Raw genomic sequence first — 21,880 nt, 5'->3', positions numbered from 1 at the left:
TGGTTCAATAACGCCATGGTCCGGCCGCGCAGCATCAGCGATGAACGCCTGCTGACCGCCGCGTCGACCGTGACCGGGCGCCATGGGCCGGGATTCACCCTGGCCCAGGTGGCCGCGGAGGCAGGCGTGGCGGTCGGCTCGGTGGCGAAAAGATTCGGCTCGAAGGACGGTCTGCTCCAGGCGTTGTGCGTCGAAGCGACACGCAACGCGGTCGAGTCGATGCGCACGGCGAGCGCCGAATCGGGTAGTCCTTTGGATGGACTGCGTGCCGCCGCGCTGAGTGTCTACGTGGGCCTCGGCGACGCGGAAACGGCTGCGAACCACCTCGGCCTGCTCGGCATGGACATCGTCGACCCGGTTCGCCGCGCACTGCTCGGCGAGCACTTCACCGCGGTCGAGACCGAGCTGCGCCGCCTGGTGCGCTTGGCACTGAAGGAACTACCCGGCGCGCCGGGCCCCGCGCGGGCCGCGCGCACGCTGCTGGACGTGATCAACGGAGTGTCGATCGACTGGTCCATCAGGCCGAAGGGAAAGCTGGCCGACCGGTTGGAGCAGGACATCGACGCGGTACTGATGGGGTGGATGAAATGAGCAAGGTCGCACTGGTCACCGGATCGACGCGTGGTTGCGGCCGCGCGATCGCGGTGGAGCTCGGACGTCTGGGTATGACGGTCTTCGTCACCGGCCGCACGACCCGCACCGAGAAATCCCCGCTCAACCGGCCCGAGACCATCGAAGACACAGCCGACCTGGTCGATGCCGCGGGCGGCCGCGGCATCCCGGTCCGCTGCGACTTCACCTCGGTGTCCGATGTGGACGCACTACGCGCCCGCATCGAATCCGAAGTGGACGGTCAGCTGGACATCCTGGTGAACGACGTCTGGGGCGGCGACCACATGGCCCAGATGTGGACCCCGTTCTGGGAGTCCGATTTGGACATGGCACTCAACCTGGTCCACAACTCACTCGACACCCACCTCATCGCGTTGCACCGCCTCTTGCCCCTGATCCTGCGCAAAAAGGGCGGCATCGTCATCGAGGTCACCGACGGCGACGTCGACGACTACGTCGGCGCGGGCATCCCGTATCACCTGGTCAAATGCGGAATCCGCGCACTCGGCCGCTCACTCGGCGCCCTGCTCGCCGAGCAGGGTTGCGTCGGCATGGCCGTCACCCCCGGCTTCCTCCGCTCGGAAGCGATGCTCGACCATTTCCAGGTCACCGAGGAGAACTGGCGCGACGCACCCGGCAAGACGGCGCCGGCCGACTTCGAGTGGTCCGAGACCCCGACCTACCTCGGCCGCGGCGTCGCCGCCCTCGTCCAAGACCCGGACATCGCCAGGTACGCGGGCAAAACGATCGCCTCGTGGACGTTGATGCACGAATACGGCTTCACCGACGTCGACGGCACCCGCCCGGACTTCGGCGCCGTACTCGCGGGCCGCAAATCCGAGGCTCGCCTCTAGTCCTTGGGCAGCACCCCGACGTAGGCGGGCGCCAGTGCGCGGATCCTCGTCTCCGGCACGGTGCCCGCCAGGGCGTCGACGGCCAGCCTGACTCCCGGCGTGTCGGCCCCGCCGAACTGCCGACGCAGGTAACGAAGGCCGGTCGCGGTCACGTCCGCGACTCTGGGGTCGGCCAGCAGGGTTTCGAAGGTCGCGGCGACGTCCGCCGGGTTGGTTCCGGCCATCAGCCGGTAGACGTCGCCGGCGTCCTTGGCGGAAAGGCGATCAGGCCTGGTCTCCTGTGCGTCGAAGCGGTCTTTCAGCTTGTGCGCTTTCGCGACGAAGAGTGCGGCGGGGCCCGCTACGTGCACGATCATCGCGCGGCTGTCCCCGGTTTCGAGCGCGGTGATCATCAAGGGGGAACGGTCGACGACAGCCGTTTCCAGCCCGGGCACCTTTCTCGCGCTCATCTTGTCGTGTGGCCGGATCCGGGCGCCGCGGCCTCCTGCGGCGAGTGTGCTGCCGACAAGCAGATCCAGTTCGACCCGGGTCTCTATGCCGTCGACGATCTCCGGCCGCGACCACAATCCGGGCTGATTACCAACGATGAGCTCAAATCCGGCCAGACGAAGGGCTTCTTCCAGCAACGGCTCGTCGACCAGCCGGTCGGGATCGAGCGCCAAGTCGCCATCGGAGGTGTAGGCGCCGGAGGTGAACCGAATATGGGACGTGCGCAGATGAACTGCTTGAGCGCCGACAACGGTGATCGCGCCGAGGTGGGTCTTGAGCGCGCAGAGGCCGTCGAGCAGCACGCGCCGAGCGACGATCGTGAGCTGTTCGGCGCCGACACCTTCAGGTCTTTTGGACACTCCGGAAAGTCTAGTGGCCTAGGCTTTTATCGATCGGGTGATATCCAAGGCCGCCGCCACTCCGGTTCGCGTTCGACCAGGTGCTGCAGCACTGCTTCCGCTTCGGCTGGCATCCGGCCGGGCCCGGCGAGGCCGTCGAGAACCAGCTGGGTCAATGCGACGTGAGCGACGCCATCGACGAGCCGGGTTCGCTCGAAGACGACGTTGTCGTGAGCGCGCAAGAGAAGAACATCGGCGTTCTCCTCCACCCGTAGCAGCCCGAGTTCGTCCGCCCAGGCGTCCGCGTTGTCGACGTAAACCATCAGCTGCCCGCCGGTCGTGAGCGGCGCGACCGCGCGCGCGGCGAACGGGCCGGTGACCGCGACGCGTGGTCGCCGCGAAGTCCGGATCTTCTCCAGTACTGCGTCGATGCCCTGCGGGGCGATCAATCCGATCGGTTCGTTGTGCTTGAGCAGGTCGTAGTTCCGCGCCCGGGCACGGAGCAATTCGGGCCAGTCGACTTCGGCGACGGTCCGGCCGTCGCGGCGGACGAGAAGTTCGTTCTCCAGTTGGCCAAGCAGTTTTGACACCCATGGGGCGCCGACCGTTGTGGCTTCCGCGATTTGTTTTCCCTGATAAGGCGGTGTGAAGTCGGCTAGAAACCGCACGACCCGGCCCGCGCGCGAGCCCTTCAGCGTCACGCTTCTTGTCTGCTGCGTAGCCGGCTTGTTCAGAGCTTTGTCGGCGCCGTGCGTGAGAAGGCGGATCGCTGGGCTCGAAACCGAGAGTGCGACGTTGCCGGTCAGGTCGAGGTAGCCGATCCCTTGGTCTGTCAAAGCCTGCCGAGTTCGTGGACTTAACCACGACGACAAGACCACTAGCGGTGCCTGGGCCTGTGTCTGACGCAGAACGCTGGCCACCGGTGCGAGGTGCGTCATCGCGTCGCGGGGGGTGAGGTTCTCCCGCACCTGGATCAGCAACTCGACGCGGGGGTCGCCGCCGCTGGGAGGCTTGATCTGGACGCGAGCATCGAACCCGCTGTCTCCGGCTTCGAAGTCGGAACCAGCGGGTTGGTCCAGCGTCCACTGCTCACCCAGAAGGTCCTGCAGAGCCTGAATGCCTAGTTCGAGCACTCCGGCTTCATCCTTGTTCACCAGGCGATAGTGACACAGGCAAGTCCTCAAAGGAAGAAAACTTTCCCCAATTCAGCGATTTCCCCGACGGGGAAACCCTCTGCTTTGGGAAATTTTCCTGCCCGCTGAACTCCTGCCGCTACGTCAGGCCGGGGCGGGCCAAGCCTGTTTCGTAGGCCAAGACCACGGCCTGCACCCGGTCTCGCAGCTCCAGCTTCGACAGGATCCGCCCCACATGGGTCTTCACGGTCGCCTCCGAGAGGAACAGCGACTCCGCGATCTCCACGTTCGACATGCCCTTCGCGATCAGCACGAAGACCTCGCGCTCCCGGTCGGTCAGCACGTCCAGCACGGCGACGTCCCGCATCGCGCTGCTCGCCGTGCCGACGAACCGGTCCAGCAGCCTCCGCGTCACGCTCGGCGAGACGACCGCGTCGCCGGCCGCGACCGCGCGCAACGCCGAGACGAGGTGGGACGGCTGGGTGTCCTTGAGCAGGAATCCGCTGGCGCCGCCCTGCAGCGCCGAGTAGACGTACTCGTCCAGGTCGAACGTGGTCATCACGAGCACGCGTGCCGTGCCTGCCGCGACGATCGCCTTGGTCGCTTCGACGCCGTCGAGCACCGGCATGCGGACGTCCATGAGCACCACGTCGGGGCGGAGTTGCTCGGCGAGCTTGATCGCCTGGGCGCCGTCACCGGCCTCGCCGACGACGTCGATGTCCTCCTGCGCGCCGAGCACCATGCGAAAGCCGACCCGCATGAGTTCCTGGTCGTCGACGACCACCACCTTGATCACGACGCCAACCTAACGGGCAGCTTGGCGAACACGCGCCAGCCACCGCCCGGTGCCGGGCCGACGTCGAGGGTGCCGCCGAAGACGTGGGCGCGCTCGCGCATGCCGATCAGGCCGTTGCCGCCGCCGGTGACCGGCCGCCCGCCGACCGGTGCGCGGGCCGATACCAGCGTGCCCGCGCCGTCGTCTGTGACTTCGACCGTCACCAGATCTCCTGTTCGTTCGACCTTGACGCACGCCTTCGCGCCACGGCCCGCGTGCTTCAACGCGTTGGTCAGTGACTCCTGCACGATGCGGTACACCCCGAGCGAAACACCGGCCGGCAGGTCGCCGAGCTCGCCGAGTTCCATGTCGACCGGCAGCCCGGAGGCGCGGACGCGCTCGGTCAGTTCGACCAGCGCCTCGGCCTTGGGCTGCGGGACACGGGGTTCGGCGTCGCCGTCTTCGTTGCGCAGCACGTCCAGCAGCCGCCGCAGCTCGGCGAGCGCGCCGCGGCCGGTGTCGGAGATCGTGGCGAGCGCGCGGCCCGCGAGCTCGGGGTTGGATTTGATCGCGTACGAAGCGCCGTCGGCCTGAACGACCATCACGCTCACCGCGTGCGCGACGACGTCGTGCAGCTCGCGGGCGATGCGGCCGCGTTCCTCGCCGACGGCCAGCTTGGTCGCCTGGTCCCGTTCGTTCTCCAGCAGATGCAACCGAGCCTCCACTTCTCGCTGGTAGGCGTGCCGCGCGCCGACGAACTCGCCGAGCACCCAGCACAGCGCCAGGCAGATCGCGATCACGAAAGCCCAGATGCCCTTGTCCGGCACCGGTTCCAGCAACAGCTGACCCCAGCTGACCAGCAGGACCGCCACCAGGTACAACGCGCCGTGCCTGCGTCCCGTGTAGACGAGCACCGAGTAGACGGCGATGCCCGTGCCGAACGCACTGCCGATGCCCACTCCGATGAGCGCGTCCGGAATGCTCAGCAGCAGCACGGCATACGCGGACGCGAGCGGGTACTTGCGCCGGAACACCAGCGGAAGCACCGCGATGATCGACATCGGGACGGCCAGGTACGGATGCTGGACCGAAGGGTCCTCCGACGTCACGTCGACGGCCAGCACCGGCAGCGTCATGATGCTGAGCAGCACTGCGATCAAGGAGTCGCCCACCATCGGGCGAGCTCGCATCCAGAGGCTCAGTCTTCGCACTCCACCACAGTAGGTCGCGGACCGGCTCCCGCGCGTCGCCCGCCGGTAGCACCCTCGGTGCGACCGCAGGATGACCTCTAGGATTCCCTGCGACGGGACGGGCAAGGGGGGTGGATCGTGACGGCACCGGAGGGGCGGCTGGCCGGACCGCTGTCCATGTCTGTCGCCAACCTCTGTCACCGGCTGCAGCCCCAGGTCTCCGCGCGCACCGCCGCGGGCTTCGCCGAGGTGCTCCGCAGGCTCGGCGCGCCGCTGCAGGTCGCCGTCGCCGGCCGCATCAAATCCGGTAAGTCGACGCTGGTCAACGCCCTGATCGGGCGCCGCGTCGCGCCGACGGACGTCGGTGAGTGCACCCGGCTGGTCACCCGGTTCCAGTACGGCACGGTCGACCGGGTCGAGGTCGTCTTCACCGATGGCCGCAAGCAGGTGCTGCCGTTCGCCGCTGACGGCGCCATCCCGGCCGAGCTCGGCGTGAACATCGAGGAGGTCTCGCATATCGAGGCCTACCTGACCAACGCCGTGCTCCAGGGCATGACCGTGATCGACACACCCGGTCTCGGCTCGCTCGACGCCGCGTCGGTCTCGCGCACCGAAGAACTGCTCGGCGCCGCCAAACACCGCAAGGACGATGACGAGGAAGGCTCCGACGACCTCGACGACACCTCGCGCAACGCGGTCGCGGGCGCCGAGGCCGTCCTCTATGTGGTGACCCAGGGCGTCCGCGCCGACGACCAGCAGGCGCTGGCCGCGTTCACCGCCGCGACCGCGAGCCGCGAAGCCGGGCCGGTCAACGCGATCGCGGTGCTCAACAAGGCCGACACCATCGCGCCGGAGTCCGTCTCCGGCGCCGACGGCGACGTCTGGAAGGCCGCGACCATGCTCGCGGAGAAGCAGGCGGCGACGCTCAAGCCGCGTGTCGCCGACGTGCTCCCGGTGATCGGCCTGCTCGCGGAGTCGGCCGAGTCCGGCGGCTTCACCTCGGCCGACGCCGAAGCACTGCGCCAGCTCTCCGCGCTGGACGACGACATCCTCGAGACCATGCTGATCTCGGCCGACATCTTCACCAGCTGGGAGTGCGACGTCCCGTCCGGCACCCGGCTGCGGCTGCTGGAGAAGCTGGACCTGTTCGGCGTCCGGCACGCCGTCGAGGCCATCCGCAAGGAACCGGAGATCACCGCGGGCGCGTTGCGGCGCAGCCTGCTCGACGCCTCCGGCCTCGCCGCGGTCCGGCACCGGCTCAACCTCGTGTTCGCCGCGCGCGCCGACGGCATCAAGGCGGCCGCCGCGCTGGCCTCGGTCACCGCGCTCGCACACGCGTCCGGCGATCCCGGCGACCGCCAGCGCGTGCACGACGCCATCGAGGTGCTGCTCGCCAAGCCGGAAGCGCACCAGCTGCGCCTGCTCGAAGCGCTGACGCTGGTCGCGTCCGGCGCCGTCGACATGCCGGAAGACCTGTCGGAAGAAGTACTGCGGGTGGGCAGCAACGCCGACATCGGCGCCCAGCTCGGTATGCCGGGCAGCTCGCGCCAGGAGCTCGCGCCGTTCGCGCTGGAACGTGCGGGCTGGTGGCGCTCGTTCGCCTCGTTCGGCGCGACGCCGGCGCAGAGCCGGGTCGCGCATGTCGTGCACCGGGCATATTTCCTGATTTGGCAACAACTTCGCTAGGGCGCGGCGCACTAGGCCTGAGTCGCTACCCTGTTCGCGTGTACGTGGCAGGCAGCGAATCGTGGCGGTTCACCTGGGGCGATGACCTCGCGGTCGACGTGGCCCTCTACCTGCGCGACGCGCTGGCGTTGTCGATCGACGACGACCTGCCCGCGGTCGAACCACCCGTCCCCGTTTCCGTGCCGGAAGGCGTCGACCGGGCGGCGGTGCAGCGGGAATGGCCTGGCTGGTGGGCCGATGTGCTCGCGTTCGTCGCCGCGCGCGGCGAGCGTGATCCGCACAAACGCCGGGCGCTGACACCGGTGCCCACCGAGCGGGCCGCGTTGCTGCACGCCGTCGAGGTCTTCACAGAGCCCGCGTCGAAACACCTGCGTGGCCATCGGATGAACCACCTGCCGCGCGGCGCGAACGTCGGCCCTGTCGTGCGTGAGCTGGAGGCCTCGTTCGGCCGCAAGGCGCGCCCGTTCACGATGACCGTGACCGAGGTTTCGGTCGCCGGTCTGGTCTGGCAACGCCTGGCGGACAACCATGTTCTCGTGTCGGCCAGGTTCGCGCGTGACACTGACGCCCTCGACGTCGCATTGCGTGGCCTGCTGGGTGAACTCGTCTGAATTCGGCGGTTTCGCACCCCCGCGACGGCGGGTTCCAGCACACTGATGCCATGAATCCGGACGACGTGCCCACCGGGCAGATCGCCGCGGCAGGCATCGCGCAGATCATCGCCGAGGCTGACGGAACCGACACCTGCGGAACCGAAACGGCGCAGACCGCGTCGGAACCCGACGTGCAGCCCGTTATCGCGACCGCCGCCCCCGCTGACCTCGAGCAGGCACTGGCTGATCGGCGCTCCTTGATCCAGCTCTGTCTTTACGCGATGGATCGCGCACGCAGTGGCGGCGTGGTCGAGCGCATCGAACACGGCCTGGCGGAGATCGGGGTGCGCGCGCTGCGCCCCGACGGCGACCGGTTCGACCCGGCGCTGCACGAGGCCGGTGGCGCGACCCCGACCGACGACGAGGCGCTCGCGGGCACGGTCGCCGAGACCGAGGTCGTCGGGTTCGCCGACCATGACAAGCTGTTGCGCGCCCCGATCGTCACCGTCTACACGAAACGGCCATAGTGACCGCTCCGAGTTTGCCGCAGCAGGTACAGGCGACCCGAGACCAGCTGCTGACGTTGCTGCGGGAGATCGACCCCGACGGCGCCAAATGGGTCGACGAGGTGCGCAAGGCCAGGCCGAAGCGCCCGTCGGTCGTGGTCGTCGGCGAGACGAACCGCGGCAAGAGTTCGCTGGTCAACGCCATGCTCGCGACGCCGGGGCTGTCGCCGGTCGACGCCGATGTCGCGACCGCGACCTACCTGGTGTTCGAGCACGCGGCCGAGTGGGGCGCACAGGCGTGCTATCCCGGCCAGCTCGCGCCGGTGCCGATCAGGCTCGACCAGCTGATCAACTGGGTCTCCGCCGCGCATGAGCTGCCGGAAGGCCAGCTGCCGCCGCGTTACGTCGAGGTCAGCGGGCCGGTACCGCTGCTGGAGCGGGTGTCGATTGTGGACACTCCGGGAGTCGGCGGGCTCGACTCGATGCACGGCGAGCTGGCCATGGAGGCCGCGTCGAGCGCGACCGCGCTGCTGTTCGTGGTCGACGCGTCCGCCCCGTTCACCTCGACCGAGCTGCAGTTCCTGAGCAAGGTCGGCGACCGCGTCGAGACGGTGTTGTTCGTACTGTCCAAAACGGACGCCTTCCGCGGCTGGCGCGAGGTGCTCGAAGCCGACAAGCAGTTGCTGGCCCAGCACGCCCCCCGGTTCGCCGACGCGACGTTCTATCCGGTTTCGGCGCGTATGTTCGAGATGGCAGGCAAGGCGCCGAACGAGCAGGCCGCCGGGATGCTGCGGGAGAAGTCCGGCATCGCCGCTTTGCAGGGCGCGGTGCAGGAGTTGCTCGTCGGCCGTTCGGCGATGCTCGGCGAAGCCAACACCATGCGCGCGTTGTCGAGTGCGCTGGCCGAGCAGAAGGCCAAGCTCCAGGCCGAAAGCCGGGCGTTGTCCGCCGGTGAGGCCGAGGCCGAGCAGCTGCGCGAGCGCCGTGAGCAGCTCATGGCCGAGCGCCGCACGTCGACGCGGGGCTGGCAGCTGAAACTGCGCGGCGAGGTGCAGCGCACCCGTGTCGAGGTCGGCCACGAGAGCAGCCGTCAGATGCGTGACGCGCAGACGCATTTCCGGCAGCTGATCGACGCGGCCAAACGCGACGACCTCACGGCCCTGCCGCAGCAGGTCGACATCGCGTTGCAGACCACGTCGCAGCGCGTGTCGATGCTGCTCGCGCAACGGCTGAACCAGGTCACCAACGTCTCGCTCTCCGAGCTGTTCTCGGCAGAGGAGCTCGACGTCATCCGCGCCCAGTTCGCCCGCGCGGGCGGCCCGCCGGTCGTGCTGCGGCCGCCGGAGAAGAAGCCGCCGACCGCCGAGGACAAACTGCTCGTCTTCATGGGTATTTCCGGCGGGCTCGGCGCTGGCAAGGTCGCCGCGCTGCCGCTCGCGGGCGTCGCGATCCTGAACCCGGTGATCCTGCCCGCGACCATCATCATCGGCCTCGGTGCCGGCTGGTGGATGGCGCGCACGCGTAAGCACGCCGCCGACAAGCAGCACATGAAGCAGTGGCTGGTCGAGGCGATCGCCGACGCGCGGTCCACATTGGACCAGCTGGTCGCCGAGCAGCTCATCGAGGCGGAGCAGCAGCTGACCATGGCACTCGACGAGGCGCTCGGCAGGCGCATCGACGCCATCGAGGCCGAGATGAAGGAAGTCGACAAGACGATCAAGATGGGCGCGCAGGAGCGGGCCAAGACGATCGCGATCGTGTCGAAGCGGCTCAGCGGCGTTTCCGATGGTCGTGACCGGGCCGAGGCGCTGCTCGCCCGGATGCGCACGCTGCGCGACAAGGCCTGACCGTGTGATCCGGTTGTGGCGGGGAACCGGACAGGCCTACCGTGAGTCATAGGCTTAGCGAAAACATCCAGGCAGCTCAAAGGGGGCATGTCCCGTGTGGGTCGACGAGAGTGGCGGAACGGACGCTGACGCCAGCAGCACCGCAGGCATGACGATCCACGCCGACGGTCAGGACTACTCCGCCGAGATCAACTACGACCTCGACAAGGACGGCGTCGCCGACACGGCGATCGTCGAGAACCCCGACGGGTCGGCGCAGGCGTTCATCGACACCAACCACGACGGTGTCGCCGACCAGTTCGCCAGGCTCGACGACGACGGCAACGTCACCGAGAAGGCCGTCTACGACGACTCCACCGGCCACTGGATCAACGCGGGCGGCTCGCACGGTGGCGACGACGACTCCGGCAAGCAGGCCGGGTCCGGCGGGCACATCACCGCCGACCTGCCGGACAAGGGCGAGGTCGATGTCGGCGCGGCCACCGTCGACACCAACAACGACGGCGTGAACGACACCGCCGTGGTGCACACCAAGGACGGCGGCACGATCGCGTTCACCGACAAGGACGGTGACGGTGAGGCCGATGTCGCGGTGCAGATCGACTCCAGCGGGCACTCGACGACGCTCGAGCACACCGGCAAGGGCGAGTGGACCGAAAAGGCCAGCGGCCTGATGGGCGAAACCGGCTCCGGCGACCCCGCGGCCGACGAGGCGTGGGGCGGCGCCGGCACCGAAACACTCGAAGGTGTCGCGAAGATCGATTCCGCCACCGGGCAGTGGATAAGTCCCAATTAAGTAACCCAGGTCACAATCTGGTCCCCGCACGCCACCCGGTGTGCGGGGATCTTGTGTTTTGGCTCACCGGAAGATTTTCGCCGGATGGCCCATTCCGGTGATACTGAATCGATTCCCTTATCGTTCTTGTGAGAGAACCGACAGGACAGCTCTCGGTTACCTGCCGGTCATCCGGCTACCCTCGTGGAATCCCCAAACCAGCACACCGCCTTCCCGGCGGTGCGCGAAGCCATTCGGTCGCCGGCAATGCAGCCCGCACGAGGACAGCGTCGTTCTCCGTGCGGGTTATCTGTCGTCGCGGAGTCAGGAGAAGACGAGATGACCGCAGTCGCCATCCCCGGACTGGATACAGCGCCGACGACGCACAGCGGCGTGCTGTCCTGGGTTCGGGAGGTCGCCGAGCTGACCACCCCGGACCGGGTCGTGTGGGTGGACGGATCCGACGAGGAGTCCGCTCGGATCAACGCGGAGCTGGTAGAGGCCGGCACGTTCGTGCAGCTCAAGTCGCGTCCCAACTCGTTCTGGGCCGCTTCCGACCCCAATGACGTCGCGCGGGTCGAAGAGCGCACCTTCATCTGTTCACTGGACAAAGAGGACGCCGGCCCCACGAACCACTGGGCGCACCCCGACGAGATGAAAGCCACGATGACGGAGCTGTTCCGTGGCTCGATGCGTGGTCGCACCATGTACGTCATCCCGTTCTGCATGGGTCCGCTCGGGGACGAAAACCCCAAATTGGGTATCGAGATCACCGATTTCGCCTACGTTGTGGCGTCAATGCGAGTGATGACGCGTGCGGGTGCTGCGGCACTCGAGAAATTCGTCACCGAAGACGGCACCGAGCGTGAATTCGTGCCCGCGCTGCACTCGGTCGGCGCGCCGCTCGAGCCGGGTCAGAAAGACGTTTCCTGGCCCTGCAACGAAACCAAGTACATTTCGCATTTCCCCGAGGAGCGCGCGATCTGGAGCTACGGCTCCGGCTACGGCGGAAACTCCTTGCTGGGCAAGAAGTGCTACTCGCTGCGCATCGCTTCGGTGATGGCTCGTGACGAGGGCTGGCTCGCCGAGCACATGCTCATCCTCAAGCTCATCTCGCCGGAGAACAAGGTCCACTACGTCGCGGCCGCGTTCCCGTCCGCCTGCGGCAAGACCAACCTGGCGATGCTGCAGCCGACCATCCCCGGCTGGCGCGCCGAGACACTCGGCGACGACATCGCGTGGATGCGCTTCGGCGAGGACGGCCGTCTCTACGCGGTCAACCCCGAGTTCGGCTTCTTCGGCGTCGCGCCCGGCACCGACTGGCACACCAACCCCAACGCGATGCGCACCATCGACAAGGGCAACACGGTGTTCACCAACGTCGCGCTGACCGACGACGGCGACATCTGGTGGGAGGGCATGGAGGGCAAGCCCGAGCACGCCACCTCCTGGAAGAAGCAGGACTGGACGCCCGACTCGGACGAGAAGGCCGCCCACCCGAACTCGCGTTACTGCACGCCGATGTCGCAGTGCCCGATCCTGGCGCCGGAGTGGGATGACCCCAAGGGTGTCCCGATCTCGGCGATCCTGTTCGGTGGCCGCCGCAAGACCACCGTTCCGCTGGTCAACGAGGCCCGCGACTGGCAGCACGGCGTGTTCATGGGCGCCACCATGTCGTCGGAGACCACGGCAGCGGCCGCAGGCGCGGTCGGCAACGTCCGCCGCGACCCGATGGCCATGCTGCCGTTCCTCGGCTACCACGCCGGTGACTACTTCAAGCACTGGCTCTCGCTCGGCAAGAACGCCGACGCGAACAAGCTCCCGAAGATCTTCTACGTGAACTGGTTCCGCCGCGGCGACGACGGCCGGTTCCTGTGGCCTGGCTTCGGCGAGAACTCGCGCGTGCTCAAGTGGGTCATCGAGCGCGTCGAGGGTCGCGGCAACGCGGTCGAGACGCCGATCGGTTTCGTGCCGAACGCCGAGGACCTCGACACCGACGGCCTGTCGGAGCCGATCGAGGACATCCAGGCCGCGCTCGGTGTCGACGCCGAGGAGTGGCGCAAGGAGATCCCGCTGATCGAAGAGTGGTTCGACAAGATCGGCGACAAGGTCCCGTCGTCGCTGCGTGACGAGCTCGCCGCGCTCAAGCAGCGCCTGGGCTGAGCAGCTTCTTTGAGGAGGCCTCCCGCACCGGAAAATGGTGCGGGAGGCCTTCTTAGTTTTGGGTAGCTTGGAACCATGACTGGGGATTTCAGGTTCGGCGTCAACATGACTGTGCCGACCTCGCGCACCGAGTGGGTCGAGAAGTGCCGCAAGGCCGAGGGCCTCGGCTTCGACGTGATCGGCGCGGCCGACCACCTGTGGATGGCGCCGCCGTTCCCCGCGCTGGTGCTCGCCGCCGAGGCGACCGAGCGCGTGCGGCTCAACACCTTCGTGCTCAACGCCGCCTTCTACAACCCGGTGCTGCTGGCCCGTGAGGTCACCGGCACCGACCTGTTCATCGACGGCAGGCTCGAACTCGGACTCGGCGCCGGGTACATCAAGGAAGAGTTCGAGTCGACCGGTATGCCGTGGCCGAGCGCGAGCAAGCGCATCGACCATCTCGAACACACGGTCAAGGAACTCAAGCGGCTCTACGCCGATCCAGACCACAAGCCGGCTCCGGTGCAGCAGCCAGGGCCGCCGCTGCTCATCGCCGGTCGCGGTGACCGGCTGCTGACGCTGGCCGCCGAGCACGCCGAGATCATCGGCTTCACCGGCGCGGCCAAGGTCCCGGATGGCGGACAGCTGCGTGCGGAGTCCGCCGAAGGCATCCTGGAGCGCGTCGAGTTCGTGCGCGGGAAGCTGAACGGCCGCGAGGCCGAGCTGAACGTGCTCACGCCGCGCGTGGTCGTCACGAACGACCGGGCAGGCACGATCGAGGAGGCCTCGAAGCAGATCGACGGGCTGACCATCGAGCAGATCGGCGAGATCCCGACGTTCCTGTGCGGCACCCACGAGCAGATGGCCGAGCAGATCCGCGCGAACCGTGAACGGTTCGGCTTCACGTACCTGACCGTGCTCGAGGGGACCATGGAGAGCTTCGCGCCGGTGATCGAGCTGCTGAAGTGATCGAGGTCGACGGCCTCGGCGTCCAGTTGGCCGACGACTGGTTGTTCTCCGAACTCGACCTGGTCGTCGAGCCAGGTGAATGCGCGGCGATCATCGGCCCGAACGGCACCGGCAAGTCGACCCTGCTGCGCTGTCTCTATGGCATGCAGGCGCCGACGACCGGCGAGATCAAGGTGGCCGGGATGGCCCCGGACGAGCGGCGGGTCGAATTCCGGCGCGCCGTTTCCGTGCTGATGGACGATTCGGACTTCTTCGCCGAGCTGACCCCGATCCAGCACCTGGAGCTGCTGGCCGGTTCATTCCGCTTCGACCTCGGCGACTTCGGCGCGTTGCTCGCCGACGCCGGGCTGGGCGAGCGCGCGAACCTCCCGGCCGGTTTGTTCTCCGCAGGGCAGCGACGGCGGCTGATGCTGCTCGGAGCCACCGTCAGGCCGCACGACGTGCTGCTGCTCGACGAGCCGGAACGGGCGCTGGACGTTGACGGCAAGGACTGGCTGACCGCGCTGATCGCGCGCTCGACGGCGGCGGGCGCGGCGGTGGTCGTCGCGACCCACCACCCGCCGCTGCTGGAGGCCGCCGACAGCGTGCTGGAGTTCGCGTGACGGTCAGCGCGCCGGTCCAGGTGCCCGGCAGGCAGCGGTTCGGCGGCGTGCGCCCCGGCGATTCGGCGACCTTGCTGGGGTTGTTCGCGGCAGGCGTCGCGGTGCAGGCGTTCTTCCGGCTGCCGTCGTTGCGGTCGTTCCTTTTCGGACAGTCCACAGCGGACGTACAGGCGATACTCGGCCTGCTGGTCGTCTGTGGCGCGCTGATGTGGCGTGCCTTGCTGCGCCGAGGTTTCGTGTGGGCGGAGCCCGCGATGTTGACCTGGCTGGACTTCGCGGGCGGCGACCGTTCGCGGGCCATCGGCCGCCGCATGTGGGCGGTCTGGTGCGTCGGCGTCGGGCTTTTCGTCTACGTCGGCGCGCTGACCGGTGTCGCGGCAGGCGTCGGCGGAGAGGTGTGGCTTGCCGCGGCCGCGGTGCTGCTGGGCAGCGCGGCGGTCTCGCTCTCGACCGCCAGGCGGCCACCCGTGCGCGGGGAAGAGTTCGGCCCGGTACTGCTCGCGTCGCTCGGCCTGCTCGTCGCACGGGCACGGCTGGATCCACTCGCGCTCGAACTGCTGGCGGCGGCACTGTTCGCGCTGGGCGCGGTTCGGTGGCGTACCGCGGACACCGTGCTCCGCGCCGGGCGGAAGGAACTGGTCGACGGCTGGAACGAACGCCTCGTCCGCACGGTCTCGCTGACCTTCCTCGACCCGCTGGCGCTACTGCCCGCCGCCCGCCCCGTCCGGTTTTCACTGCGGCGGCCGACCGCGCTTCGCTTCGCGTGGCTCGGCGTCGCCGGCCGGGCCCGCTACTGGGGCGCGGCGGTCTCGCTCGCGCTCGCCGCGGTACTCGGCTCCGCGGCCGCACCGGCCATCCCGGACGTCGTGTTCGTCGCGCTGACCGCGTACTGCGCGCTCATCCCATTCACCGGCGGCATCGGCGAGCTGTGGCGCAACGAGGGCCGCCGTCGCTGGCTCGGCGCGTCCGGCCGAGAACTCTGGCTGGCGAACTTGGGCGTCATGCTGGTGCTGGCCGCGGGATGGGGCGTGATGCTCATGACCGCGGGCCTGGTGCTGGGCGACCCACCGAGTCACGCGGCGCTGCTGACGCTGCCGATCGTGGCGGTGTCGGCGGTCCGCACCGCGACCCGGCCGCCGACCACCTTCGACAACCTCGGCATCGTCACCTCACGGGTACTCGGCCAGATTCCGATCCGGTTGTTCGCCCAGCTTCTGCGCGGCCCCGATCTGCTGATCGTCTCGACGCTGATCCTGGCCGTCCTCACTCGAAACGGTGACGTTCTGTAACTGAAATGCGAGCTTTTGGGGTGAAATAGCTACCGCCGTACCCGCTTTTGGTCCATTCCGATACGCCGTTCGCAGGCTAGGCTCGCCAGTGATCGGAAGGGAGCTCGTGGTGGGTGGCGGACATGCACCGGGTGCGGGACGCAGGGCGACCAGCGAATTCCCACCCGGCTGGACCGACGAGCAGATCATCGCCGTCATCAAGGACGTCGCCAACGATCCCGGCGAGCCCCGCACTCGTCAGTACAACGGCCGCTGGCGTTGCGCGGGCGAGCGCTACGGCGTGCACGTGGTGGTGCTGGTCGAGGAAGACGGCATGGTCCACACGGCATTCCCGATCGCGGGCCCCGGAGTCGTCCGCAACCCCGACACCGCGAAGGACCCGGCCAACCCCACGGTCGCCGACCTGGCGGCAGGCCGCATCAGCTACTTCGCCGACGTCCTGCTCGCCCAGCTGGCCAACCGCCTGCCTCAGGACGACTTCATGCACTACCGCGGCCTGTTGTGGTCAGGCGAGTGGGATGAGCTGGTCGACACGTTGATCGCCCACCTCTGCGCCGAGAACATCCACCTCACGGTCGACGAGTACGCCGACCTGGAGCGCCTGCTCAACACGTACGAACTCCCGCTGGAGAGCTACGTCTTCCTGAACGACCGGGACCACATCCTGGCCCAGCTACGCCCCCGCGCCGCCCGCTCGTAAAGGGTCGTGAGCGTTTTGGCCGGTTAGAACCGGCCGTACCACTCACGACCCTGGCTCACGAGGCTCGGGGCACCTCGGACTCCGGAGGCTCGGCGACGGCCGCCTGCAACGCCTCGAGCGGCAGCTCCACCGCGGCCGCGATGGCGGTCACCGTGAAGAACGCGGGCGTCGGAATCCGTCCGGTCTCGATCTTGCGCAGGGTCTCCACCGAGATGCCCGCTTCGAGCGCGACGTCGACCATGCTGCGCGAGGCGCGTGCGGCGCGCAGGATCGCGCCGAGGCGCTCACCGCGTGACCGCTCTTCATCCGTAAGTGGGACCCGAACCATGCCCCAATAGTAATACCGATCCACATATCCACAACCTGTGGACAACTCTGTGCACAGGTACCCACAGGCAAGAGAAAAGGGCCCCGCCGAGCCGAAACTCGACGGGGCCCACAACACCTGGGGGTATCAGGCGCCCGGAGGCACCGGAAGCGGGATGCCGGGGATGCTCTGGTCGTTCGGCACCTTGCCGTCGACCAGGTAGTCCTCCACGATCTTGTCCACAGCCGCGTTGCCGCCCGCGTAGATGCCGTGGTCACCCTCTCCGGTGATGGTCAGCATCCGCGAGTTCGCGAACGCCTTGTGCGCACGGGTCGCGCCCTCGATCGGGGTCGCCGGGTCGTGCACCGACTGGACGATGATCACCGGGGGCACGCCGACACCGTTGAGCACGGGCAGCGGAGCCGGGGGACGCTTCCAGAAGATGCACGGCTGGATCAGCCAGCCGGCACCCAGCAGCGGCAGATCCTTGTTGATCAGCTTCTGCGAGTCACGGATGACGCTCTGGCGGTTGCCTGGCCACGGTCCCTCGTTGCACGGGATCGTCCAGAAGCTGGCGTCGTAGGCGTCGCCGTCGCTCGGGACCATCAGCGGCTGCGGGCCGAGCGCCTCGGTGGCCTTGCTCTCCGCCTTGACCTCACGGGCCGCGGCGGCCTTCTGCGACTGCGAAGCCGAACCCTCGGTCAGCGTCTTCACGTTGACCAGGTAGCTGGCGAGACCGGGGAAGGAACGTTTGGCGTAGAGCTGCGAGGCGATGAACGAGTCGAGCCCGTTGGCCGAGACGTTCGAGCCGTCGACCTCGACCGGGTTCTGGGTCAGCGCGTAGCGGACCTTCTCGTAGGTCTGGCGAGCGGCCTCACCGGTGGTGCCGAAGTGGTACAGGTTGTCGTACTTCGCCATCCACGGCAGGAAGTCCTGACGCCAGCGGCGCTCGAAGCCGAGCGGCTGCCAGTCGAACGAGTCGTGCCACGAGGTGGTGAACTCGGTCGCCGAGTCGAGGATGAACCGGCCGGTGCGGGTCGGGAACTGCTGCGCGTAGTGCGCGCCCATCCAGGTGCCCGCCGAGTAACCGACCCAGTTGATCTTGTCGCGGCCGAGCAGCACGCGCAGCAGGTCGAGGTCGTGGACCGTCTGGTCGGTGTTGATGTACTGGCCGAGCTCGCCCGACTTGACCTGGCACGAGTGCGCCGCGTACTTCGTCGCGTCGAGGATCAGGTTCAGGTTGTCGCGGTCGCGGTCACGCGGGTCGAGGTCCGAGCCGGTGCCGATCGCGCCACCACAGGTGATGTTGGTGCTCTTGCCCGTGCCGCGCGGGTCGATGCCGATGATGTCCTGTGCGGCGCGCAGGCGGGTCTGGTTGCGCAGCCGGGCCGGGAAGTTGCGGCCGGGCGCGCCGGGGCCGCCGGGGTTCGTGAACACGCTGCCGGTCGACTCGGGACCGGTCGCCTTCAGCCTGCTGACCGCGATCGTGAGGTCGATCTTCTCGTTCGTGCGGTACCAGTTGCGCGGCGACTTGAAGACGGCGCACTCGATGTTCTCCGCGCCGGCGGGCGGCGGGGTCGGCAGGTCGGCGCCGACGACGCACTTGTGCCAGTCGAGCTTCTGGCTCGCGTACTGAGCTGGGATGTTCGTGGAGTTCAGAGGCTGACCTTTGGCCTCTTGACCTGCGAAAGCAGGAGTGAACCCGGCCAGCATGGTGCCGGCGAGAGCCGGAATCACCACCGCATAGCGGAGTCGCTTCATTCGATGCCCCTATTCAATCGTCGTGCGAAGACGTGCTCCGCGACTTGGGGCTATTGATATCCGTCCGAACGGTCAGTAGCAACCGCCCTTCGTCGGGCGGAGTGTTGCTCCAAGCAGCCGCTGATCAAATCGATATAGGACGGACGTGACGAGACCGCCTCTACGTTCTAGGGTCAGCGGCACTAACCGCTGGTTACGGGAGTGTTAGGTGAGGTCCGATGTCGTCTGGTAAGTCCAGCGGAAAGGTGAGCGGGTTTCAGTTCAGCCCGTGGAACCTGTTCCTGCTCGTGCCACTGCTGATCTTGGTGACACCGCTGTTCAACTTCGAGAACCCGAGGTTGTTCGGCATGCCCTTCTTCTACTGGTTCCAGCTGGCATTCGTCTTCGTCGGTGTCATCTCGACCGGCATCGTCTACTGGGGAACCAAGGGCAAGCCGACCGTCGAGCGTACGGACAAACTGAGTGTCGACGACCTCGACGAGGGGGCTAAGTGAGCAACATCCAGTGGCCGGAACTCATCATCTTCACCGCGCTCTTCCTGCTGGTGACGGTGCTCGGTTTCCTCGCCTCCCGCTGGAAGGCGGCGGCCTCGCTCGACCATCTGGACGAATGGGGACTCGGCGGCCGCAAATTCGGCTCGTGGGTCACCTGGTTTTTGATCGGCGGTGATCTTTACACCGCATACACGTTCGTCGCGGTACCCGCTCTCATCTTCGGCGCGGGCGCGATGGGATTCTTCGCGCTGCCGTACACGATCATCACCTACCCGCTGGTGCTGCTGCCCGCGCTGCGGATGTGGTCGGTTTCGCGCTCGCGTGGCTACGTGACGCCCGCCGACTTCGTGCGCGGCCGGTTCGGCTCGCCGGTGCTCGCGCTGCTGATCGCGCTCACCGGCATCGTCGCGACCATGCCGTACATCGCGCTGCAGCTCGTCGGCCTCGAGTCGGTGCTGCGCACGATGGGGCTCAACGGTTCCGGCATCGTCGGGCACCTGCCGCTGCTGGTCGCCTTCGTCATCCTGGCGGTCTACACCTACCAGTCCGGCCTGCGCGCGCCCGCGCTGATCGCGTTCGTCAAGGACATCCTGATCTACGTGGTGATCATCGCGGCGATCATCTACCTGCCGAGCAAGCTGGGCGGCTGGGCGCACATCTTCGACACCGCGAAGGCGAAGTTCGACGCGACGCCCGCCAAGACCGACGGCATCTACCTGAACAGCAACAACCAGCTGCAGTACATAACGCTGGCCCTGGGTTCGGCGCTGGCGTTGTTCCTGTACCCGCACTCACTGACCGGCGTGCTCGCTTCGCGTGGCCGCAGCGTCATCAAGCGCAACATGGTCGCGCTGCCCGCGTATTCGCTGCTGCTCGGCTTGCTCGGACTGCTCGGTTACTTCGCGATCAGCGCGGGAGCCAAGCCGATCAACAACGCGGCCACCGGCAAGCCAGACACGAACACGATCGTCCCGGTGCTCTTCGACGGCCAGTTCCCGGCCTGGTTCGCCGGAATCGCCTTCGCGGCCATCGGTATCGGCGCGCTGGTGCCAGCCGCGATCATGTCGATCGCCGCGGCGAACCTGTGGACTCGCAACATCTACAAGGAGTTCATCAAGAAGGACGCCACGCACGCGCAGGAGGCGAAGCAGGCCAAGCTCGCTTCGCTGATCGTGAAGTTCGGCGCGGTCGCGTTCATCCTGTTCATCGACCCGCAGTTCTCCATCGACCTGCAGCTCATCGGCGGCGTGCTGATCCTGCAGACGCTGCCAGCGGTGGCGATTTCGCTGTACACCCGGTGGCTGCACCGCTGGGGCCTGGTCGCCGGCTGGGCCGTCGGGCTCGGCTGGGGCCTGATCATCCTGTACGGCATCGGCAACCCCGCCACCGGAAAGCAGCACTTCGCCGGTTCGGCGCTGCCGCTGGGCAACCTGTCGATCTTCGGCTGGCACCCGTTCTCGGGTTCCCAGGTGCAGATCTACGTCGGTTTCGTGGCGCTGGTGGCGAACCTGCTGGTCGCGGTGATCTTCACGGTGATCGCGCGGAAGATGAAGGTGTTCAACGGCACCGACAGCACGAACCCGGAGGACTACCACGCCGACGAAGGCGACAAGGACCTTCGCGCGGTGGGCGCCCACTAAAGACGGCGTAGCAGGAAGCGGCGCTGGGGCTCCGAACACGGGAGCTCCAGCGCCGCTTCGTTGTATGCACGGGCTCTCGCGGGATCCCCCGCCTTGAGCCACAACGCGCCGAGCACGGCCGGAAGCAGCGTGTAGCCGGGCAGGTCGAGCCTTTCCAGCTCGGCGATGCCGGCGGCCGCACCGTCCACCATGGACAGTGCGATCGCCCGGTTCAGGCGCGCGACCGGCGACGGCCGCAGCTGTAACAGCTGGTCGTAGAGCGCGAGAACCTGCTTCCAGTCCGTCGGCGGCGTGCTGTGGCACAGCGCGATCGCGGCTTCCACGTGATACGCCGACAGCTCATCGCCGACGCAGGCGGCTTCGAACAGCCGAGTGCCTTCGGCGATCATCGCTGTGTCCCATTCGGACTGGTCTTGTTCGTCCATCAACAGCAGGTCGCCATCGGCGTCGACACGCGCTGGCAGCCTGCTGGCCTGCAACAACATCAACGCGACCAGCGCACGCACGCGCGGCAGGTCGGTCCTCGGCTGGGCGAGCAGCAGCTTGCCCAGCCGGATCGCCTCACCGCACAGCTCACCGCGGATCGCCACTTCGCCGGTGGTCGTGTCGTAGCCCTCGTTGAACAGCAGGTACAGAATCGCGAGCACACTGTCCACACGCGACTCCAGAGCGTCGTCGGCAGGCAGGCCGAGCTCTTTGCCCTGAAGGAACTTCTTCGCCCTGGTCAGCCGCTGCGCCACGGTCGCCGGCTTGGTCAGCAAGGCCGACGCGATCTCGGTGACCCCCAGCCCGCCGACGGTCTTCAACGTCAACGCCACCTGCGAAACGACCGGCAGCGCGGGATGGCAGCACAGGAACATCAGCGCGAGTTCGTCGTCGCCCGCGGTCTGCTCGACGTGGTCGAGTTCGGCGAGCAGCGGCAGTTTCGTGCGCAGTGTCCGCTCGCGGCGCACCACGTCCAGCGCCCGGTTGCGCGCGGCCCGGAACAGCCAGCCGCTGGGATTCTCCGGGACACCGGTCTGCGGCCAGGTGCGCAACGCCAGCTCCAGCGCGTCGGCCACGGCTTCCTCGGCGAGATCGAGACGTTCCGGGCCGAGCGCGCGGAGCAGCGTGGCGGTGATCCGCCCGGCACTGTGCCGGAACAAATGCTCCACCACGCCGTCCGTCGACGCGGGCAT

Annotated in this window: 21 protein-coding genes; 14 read left to right on the top strand and 7 right to left on the bottom strand. The window is 67.8% G+C overall.

Features of this window, described 5'->3' with window-relative positions; translation table 11 throughout:
• Positions 1 to 15 precede the first annotated feature (15 nt).
• A complete protein-coding gene (locus tag ACFV15_RS01540) occupies positions 16 to 591 on the top strand; it encodes a TetR/AcrR family transcriptional regulator (RefSeq protein WP_378348166.1) in 576 nt (191 codons plus the stop codon).
• On the top strand, positions 588 to 1,466 hold the full coding sequence (locus tag ACFV15_RS01535) for an SDR family NAD(P)-dependent oxidoreductase (RefSeq protein ID WP_378348165.1): 879 nt from the start codon (positions 588 to 590) through the stop codon (positions 1,464 to 1,466). The genes ACFV15_RS01540 and ACFV15_RS01535 overlap by 4 nt, the downstream gene beginning before the upstream one ends.
• On the opposite strand, the gene ACFV15_RS01530 is transcribed toward ACFV15_RS01535, so the two are convergent.
• The 4 genes from ACFV15_RS01530 to ACFV15_RS01515 all read right to left on the bottom strand — a co-directional run bounded on the left by ACFV15_RS01530 (position 1,463) and on the right by ACFV15_RS01515 (position 5,376).
• Positions 1,463 to 2,314: a hypothetical protein gene (locus ACFV15_RS01530; protein WP_378348164.1), complete on the bottom strand. Its 852-nt coding sequence runs from the start codon at positions 2,312 to 2,314 to the stop codon at positions 1,463 to 1,465. The two genes, ACFV15_RS01535 and ACFV15_RS01530, sit on opposite strands and share 4 nt — an antisense overlap.
• A 26-nt stretch (positions 2,315 to 2,340) precedes the next feature.
• Positions 2,341 to 3,447 carry a hypothetical protein gene (locus ACFV15_RS01525; RefSeq protein WP_378348163.1) on the bottom strand — a complete coding sequence of 369 codons (1,107 nt, stop codon included), beginning with the start codon at positions 3,445 to 3,447 and terminating at the stop codon, positions 2,341 to 2,343.
• A gap of 118 nt (positions 3,448 to 3,565) precedes the next feature.
• Complete coding sequence (locus tag ACFV15_RS01520) at positions 3,566 to 4,222, bottom strand: response regulator transcription factor (RefSeq protein WP_091288747.1); 657 nt, start codon at positions 4,220 to 4,222, stop codon at positions 3,566 to 3,568.
• On the bottom strand, positions 4,219 to 5,376 hold the full coding sequence (locus ACFV15_RS01515) for a sensor histidine kinase (protein ID WP_378348282.1): 1,158 nt from the start codon (positions 5,374 to 5,376) through the stop codon (positions 4,219 to 4,221). Before ACFV15_RS01515 ends, ACFV15_RS01520 begins: the two co-directional genes overlap by 4 nt.
• Positions 5,377 to 5,568: 192 nt before the next feature.
• Here ACFV15_RS01515 and ACFV15_RS01510 point away from each other — a divergent pair, with 192 nt between their 5' ends.
• The 10 genes from ACFV15_RS01510 (at position 5,569) to ACFV15_RS01465 (ending at position 16,500) form a co-directional block, all read left to right on the top strand.
• Entirely contained in the window at positions 5,569 to 7,077 is a 1,509-nt protein-coding gene (locus tag ACFV15_RS01510; RefSeq protein WP_378348281.1) for a dynamin family protein, read from the top strand.
• A 38-nt stretch (positions 7,078 to 7,115) separates the two neighbouring features.
• A complete protein-coding gene (locus ACFV15_RS01505) occupies positions 7,116 to 7,688 on the top strand; it encodes a hypothetical protein (RefSeq protein WP_378348162.1) in 573 nt (190 codons plus the stop codon).
• Between the two features lie 50 nt (positions 7,689 to 7,738).
• Positions 7,739 to 8,197 carry a nucleotide exchange factor GrpE gene (gene grpE / locus ACFV15_RS01500; protein ID WP_378348161.1) on the top strand — a complete coding sequence of 153 codons (459 nt, stop codon included), beginning with the start codon at positions 7,739 to 7,741 and terminating at the stop codon, positions 8,195 to 8,197.
• Positions 8,197 to 10,023, top strand: a complete 1,827-nt coding sequence (locus ACFV15_RS01495; RefSeq protein WP_378348160.1) for a dynamin family protein — start codon at positions 8,197 to 8,199, stop codon at positions 10,021 to 10,023. The genes grpE and ACFV15_RS01495 overlap by 1 nt, the downstream gene beginning before the upstream one ends.
• Before the next feature lie 94 nt (positions 10,024 to 10,117).
• Positions 10,118 to 10,819: a DUF6802 family protein gene (locus ACFV15_RS01490; protein WP_378348159.1), complete on the top strand. Its 702-nt coding sequence runs from the start codon at positions 10,118 to 10,120 to the stop codon at positions 10,817 to 10,819.
• Between the two features lie 318 nt (positions 10,820 to 11,137).
• A complete protein-coding gene (locus ACFV15_RS01485; protein WP_378348158.1) occupies positions 11,138 to 12,961 on the top strand; it encodes a phosphoenolpyruvate carboxykinase (GTP) in 1,824 nt (607 codons plus the stop codon).
• 75 nt (positions 12,962 to 13,036) lie between these two features.
• Entirely contained in the window at positions 13,037 to 13,909 is an 873-nt protein-coding gene (locus ACFV15_RS01480) for an LLM class F420-dependent oxidoreductase (RefSeq protein ID WP_378348157.1), read from the top strand.
• Complete coding sequence (locus ACFV15_RS01475; protein WP_378348156.1) at positions 13,906 to 14,511, top strand: ATP-binding cassette domain-containing protein; 606 nt, start codon at positions 13,906 to 13,908, stop codon at positions 14,509 to 14,511. The genes ACFV15_RS01480 and ACFV15_RS01475 overlap by 4 nt, the downstream gene beginning before the upstream one ends.
• Positions 14,508 to 15,800, top strand: coding sequence for a hypothetical protein (locus ACFV15_RS01470; RefSeq protein ID WP_378348155.1), 1,293 nt, complete (start codon positions 14,508 to 14,510; stop codon positions 15,798 to 15,800). Before ACFV15_RS01475 ends, ACFV15_RS01470 begins: the two co-directional genes overlap by 4 nt.
• Before the next feature lie 109 nt (positions 15,801 to 15,909).
• The gene (locus ACFV15_RS01465) at positions 15,910 to 16,500 is read left to right on the top strand and encodes an EndoU domain-containing protein (RefSeq protein ID WP_378348154.1); all 591 of its coding nucleotides are present in this window, start codon (positions 15,910 to 15,912) and stop codon (positions 16,498 to 16,500) included.
• Positions 16,501 to 16,555: 55 nt separating this feature from the next.
• On the opposite strand, the gene ACFV15_RS01460 is transcribed toward ACFV15_RS01465, so the two are convergent.
• Together ACFV15_RS01460 and ACFV15_RS01455 are read right to left on the bottom strand one after the other, a co-directional pair.
• On the bottom strand, positions 16,556 to 16,828 hold the full coding sequence (locus ACFV15_RS01460) for a helix-turn-helix domain-containing protein (protein ID WP_378348153.1): 273 nt from the start codon (positions 16,826 to 16,828) through the stop codon (positions 16,556 to 16,558).
• A 126-nt stretch (positions 16,829 to 16,954) separates the two neighbouring features.
• A complete protein-coding gene (locus ACFV15_RS01455; protein WP_378348152.1) occupies positions 16,955 to 18,568 on the bottom strand; it encodes an alpha/beta hydrolase in 1,614 nt (537 codons plus the stop codon).
• A gap of 218 nt (positions 18,569 to 18,786) precedes the next feature.
• Between ACFV15_RS01455 and ACFV15_RS01450 the strand changes: the two genes are divergently transcribed.
• Together ACFV15_RS01450 and mctP are read left to right on the top strand one after the other, a co-directional pair.
• A complete protein-coding gene (locus ACFV15_RS01450) occupies positions 18,787 to 19,062 on the top strand; it encodes a DUF3311 domain-containing protein (RefSeq protein ID WP_378348151.1) in 276 nt (91 codons plus the stop codon).
• Positions 19,059 to 20,702 carry a monocarboxylate uptake permease MctP gene (gene mctP / locus ACFV15_RS01445; RefSeq protein WP_378348150.1) on the top strand — a complete coding sequence of 548 codons (1,644 nt, stop codon included), beginning with the start codon at positions 19,059 to 19,061 and terminating at the stop codon, positions 20,700 to 20,702. The genes ACFV15_RS01450 and mctP overlap by 4 nt, the downstream gene beginning before the upstream one ends.
• Here mctP and ACFV15_RS01440 read toward each other — a convergent pair.
• Positions 20,699 to 21,880, bottom strand: coding sequence for an RNA polymerase sigma factor (locus ACFV15_RS01440; RefSeq protein WP_378348149.1), 1,182 nt, complete (start codon positions 21,878 to 21,880; stop codon positions 20,699 to 20,701). The genes mctP and ACFV15_RS01440 overlap by 4 nt on opposite strands.

The organism is Amycolatopsis sp. NPDC059657 (assembly GCF_042734395.1).
Classification (GTDB): domain Bacteria; phylum Actinomycetota; class Actinomycetes; order Mycobacteriales; family Pseudonocardiaceae; genus Amycolatopsis.
The sequence above is the reverse complement of the archived record's forward strand: the minus strand, read 5'-3'. Positions and strand labels throughout refer to the sequence as shown.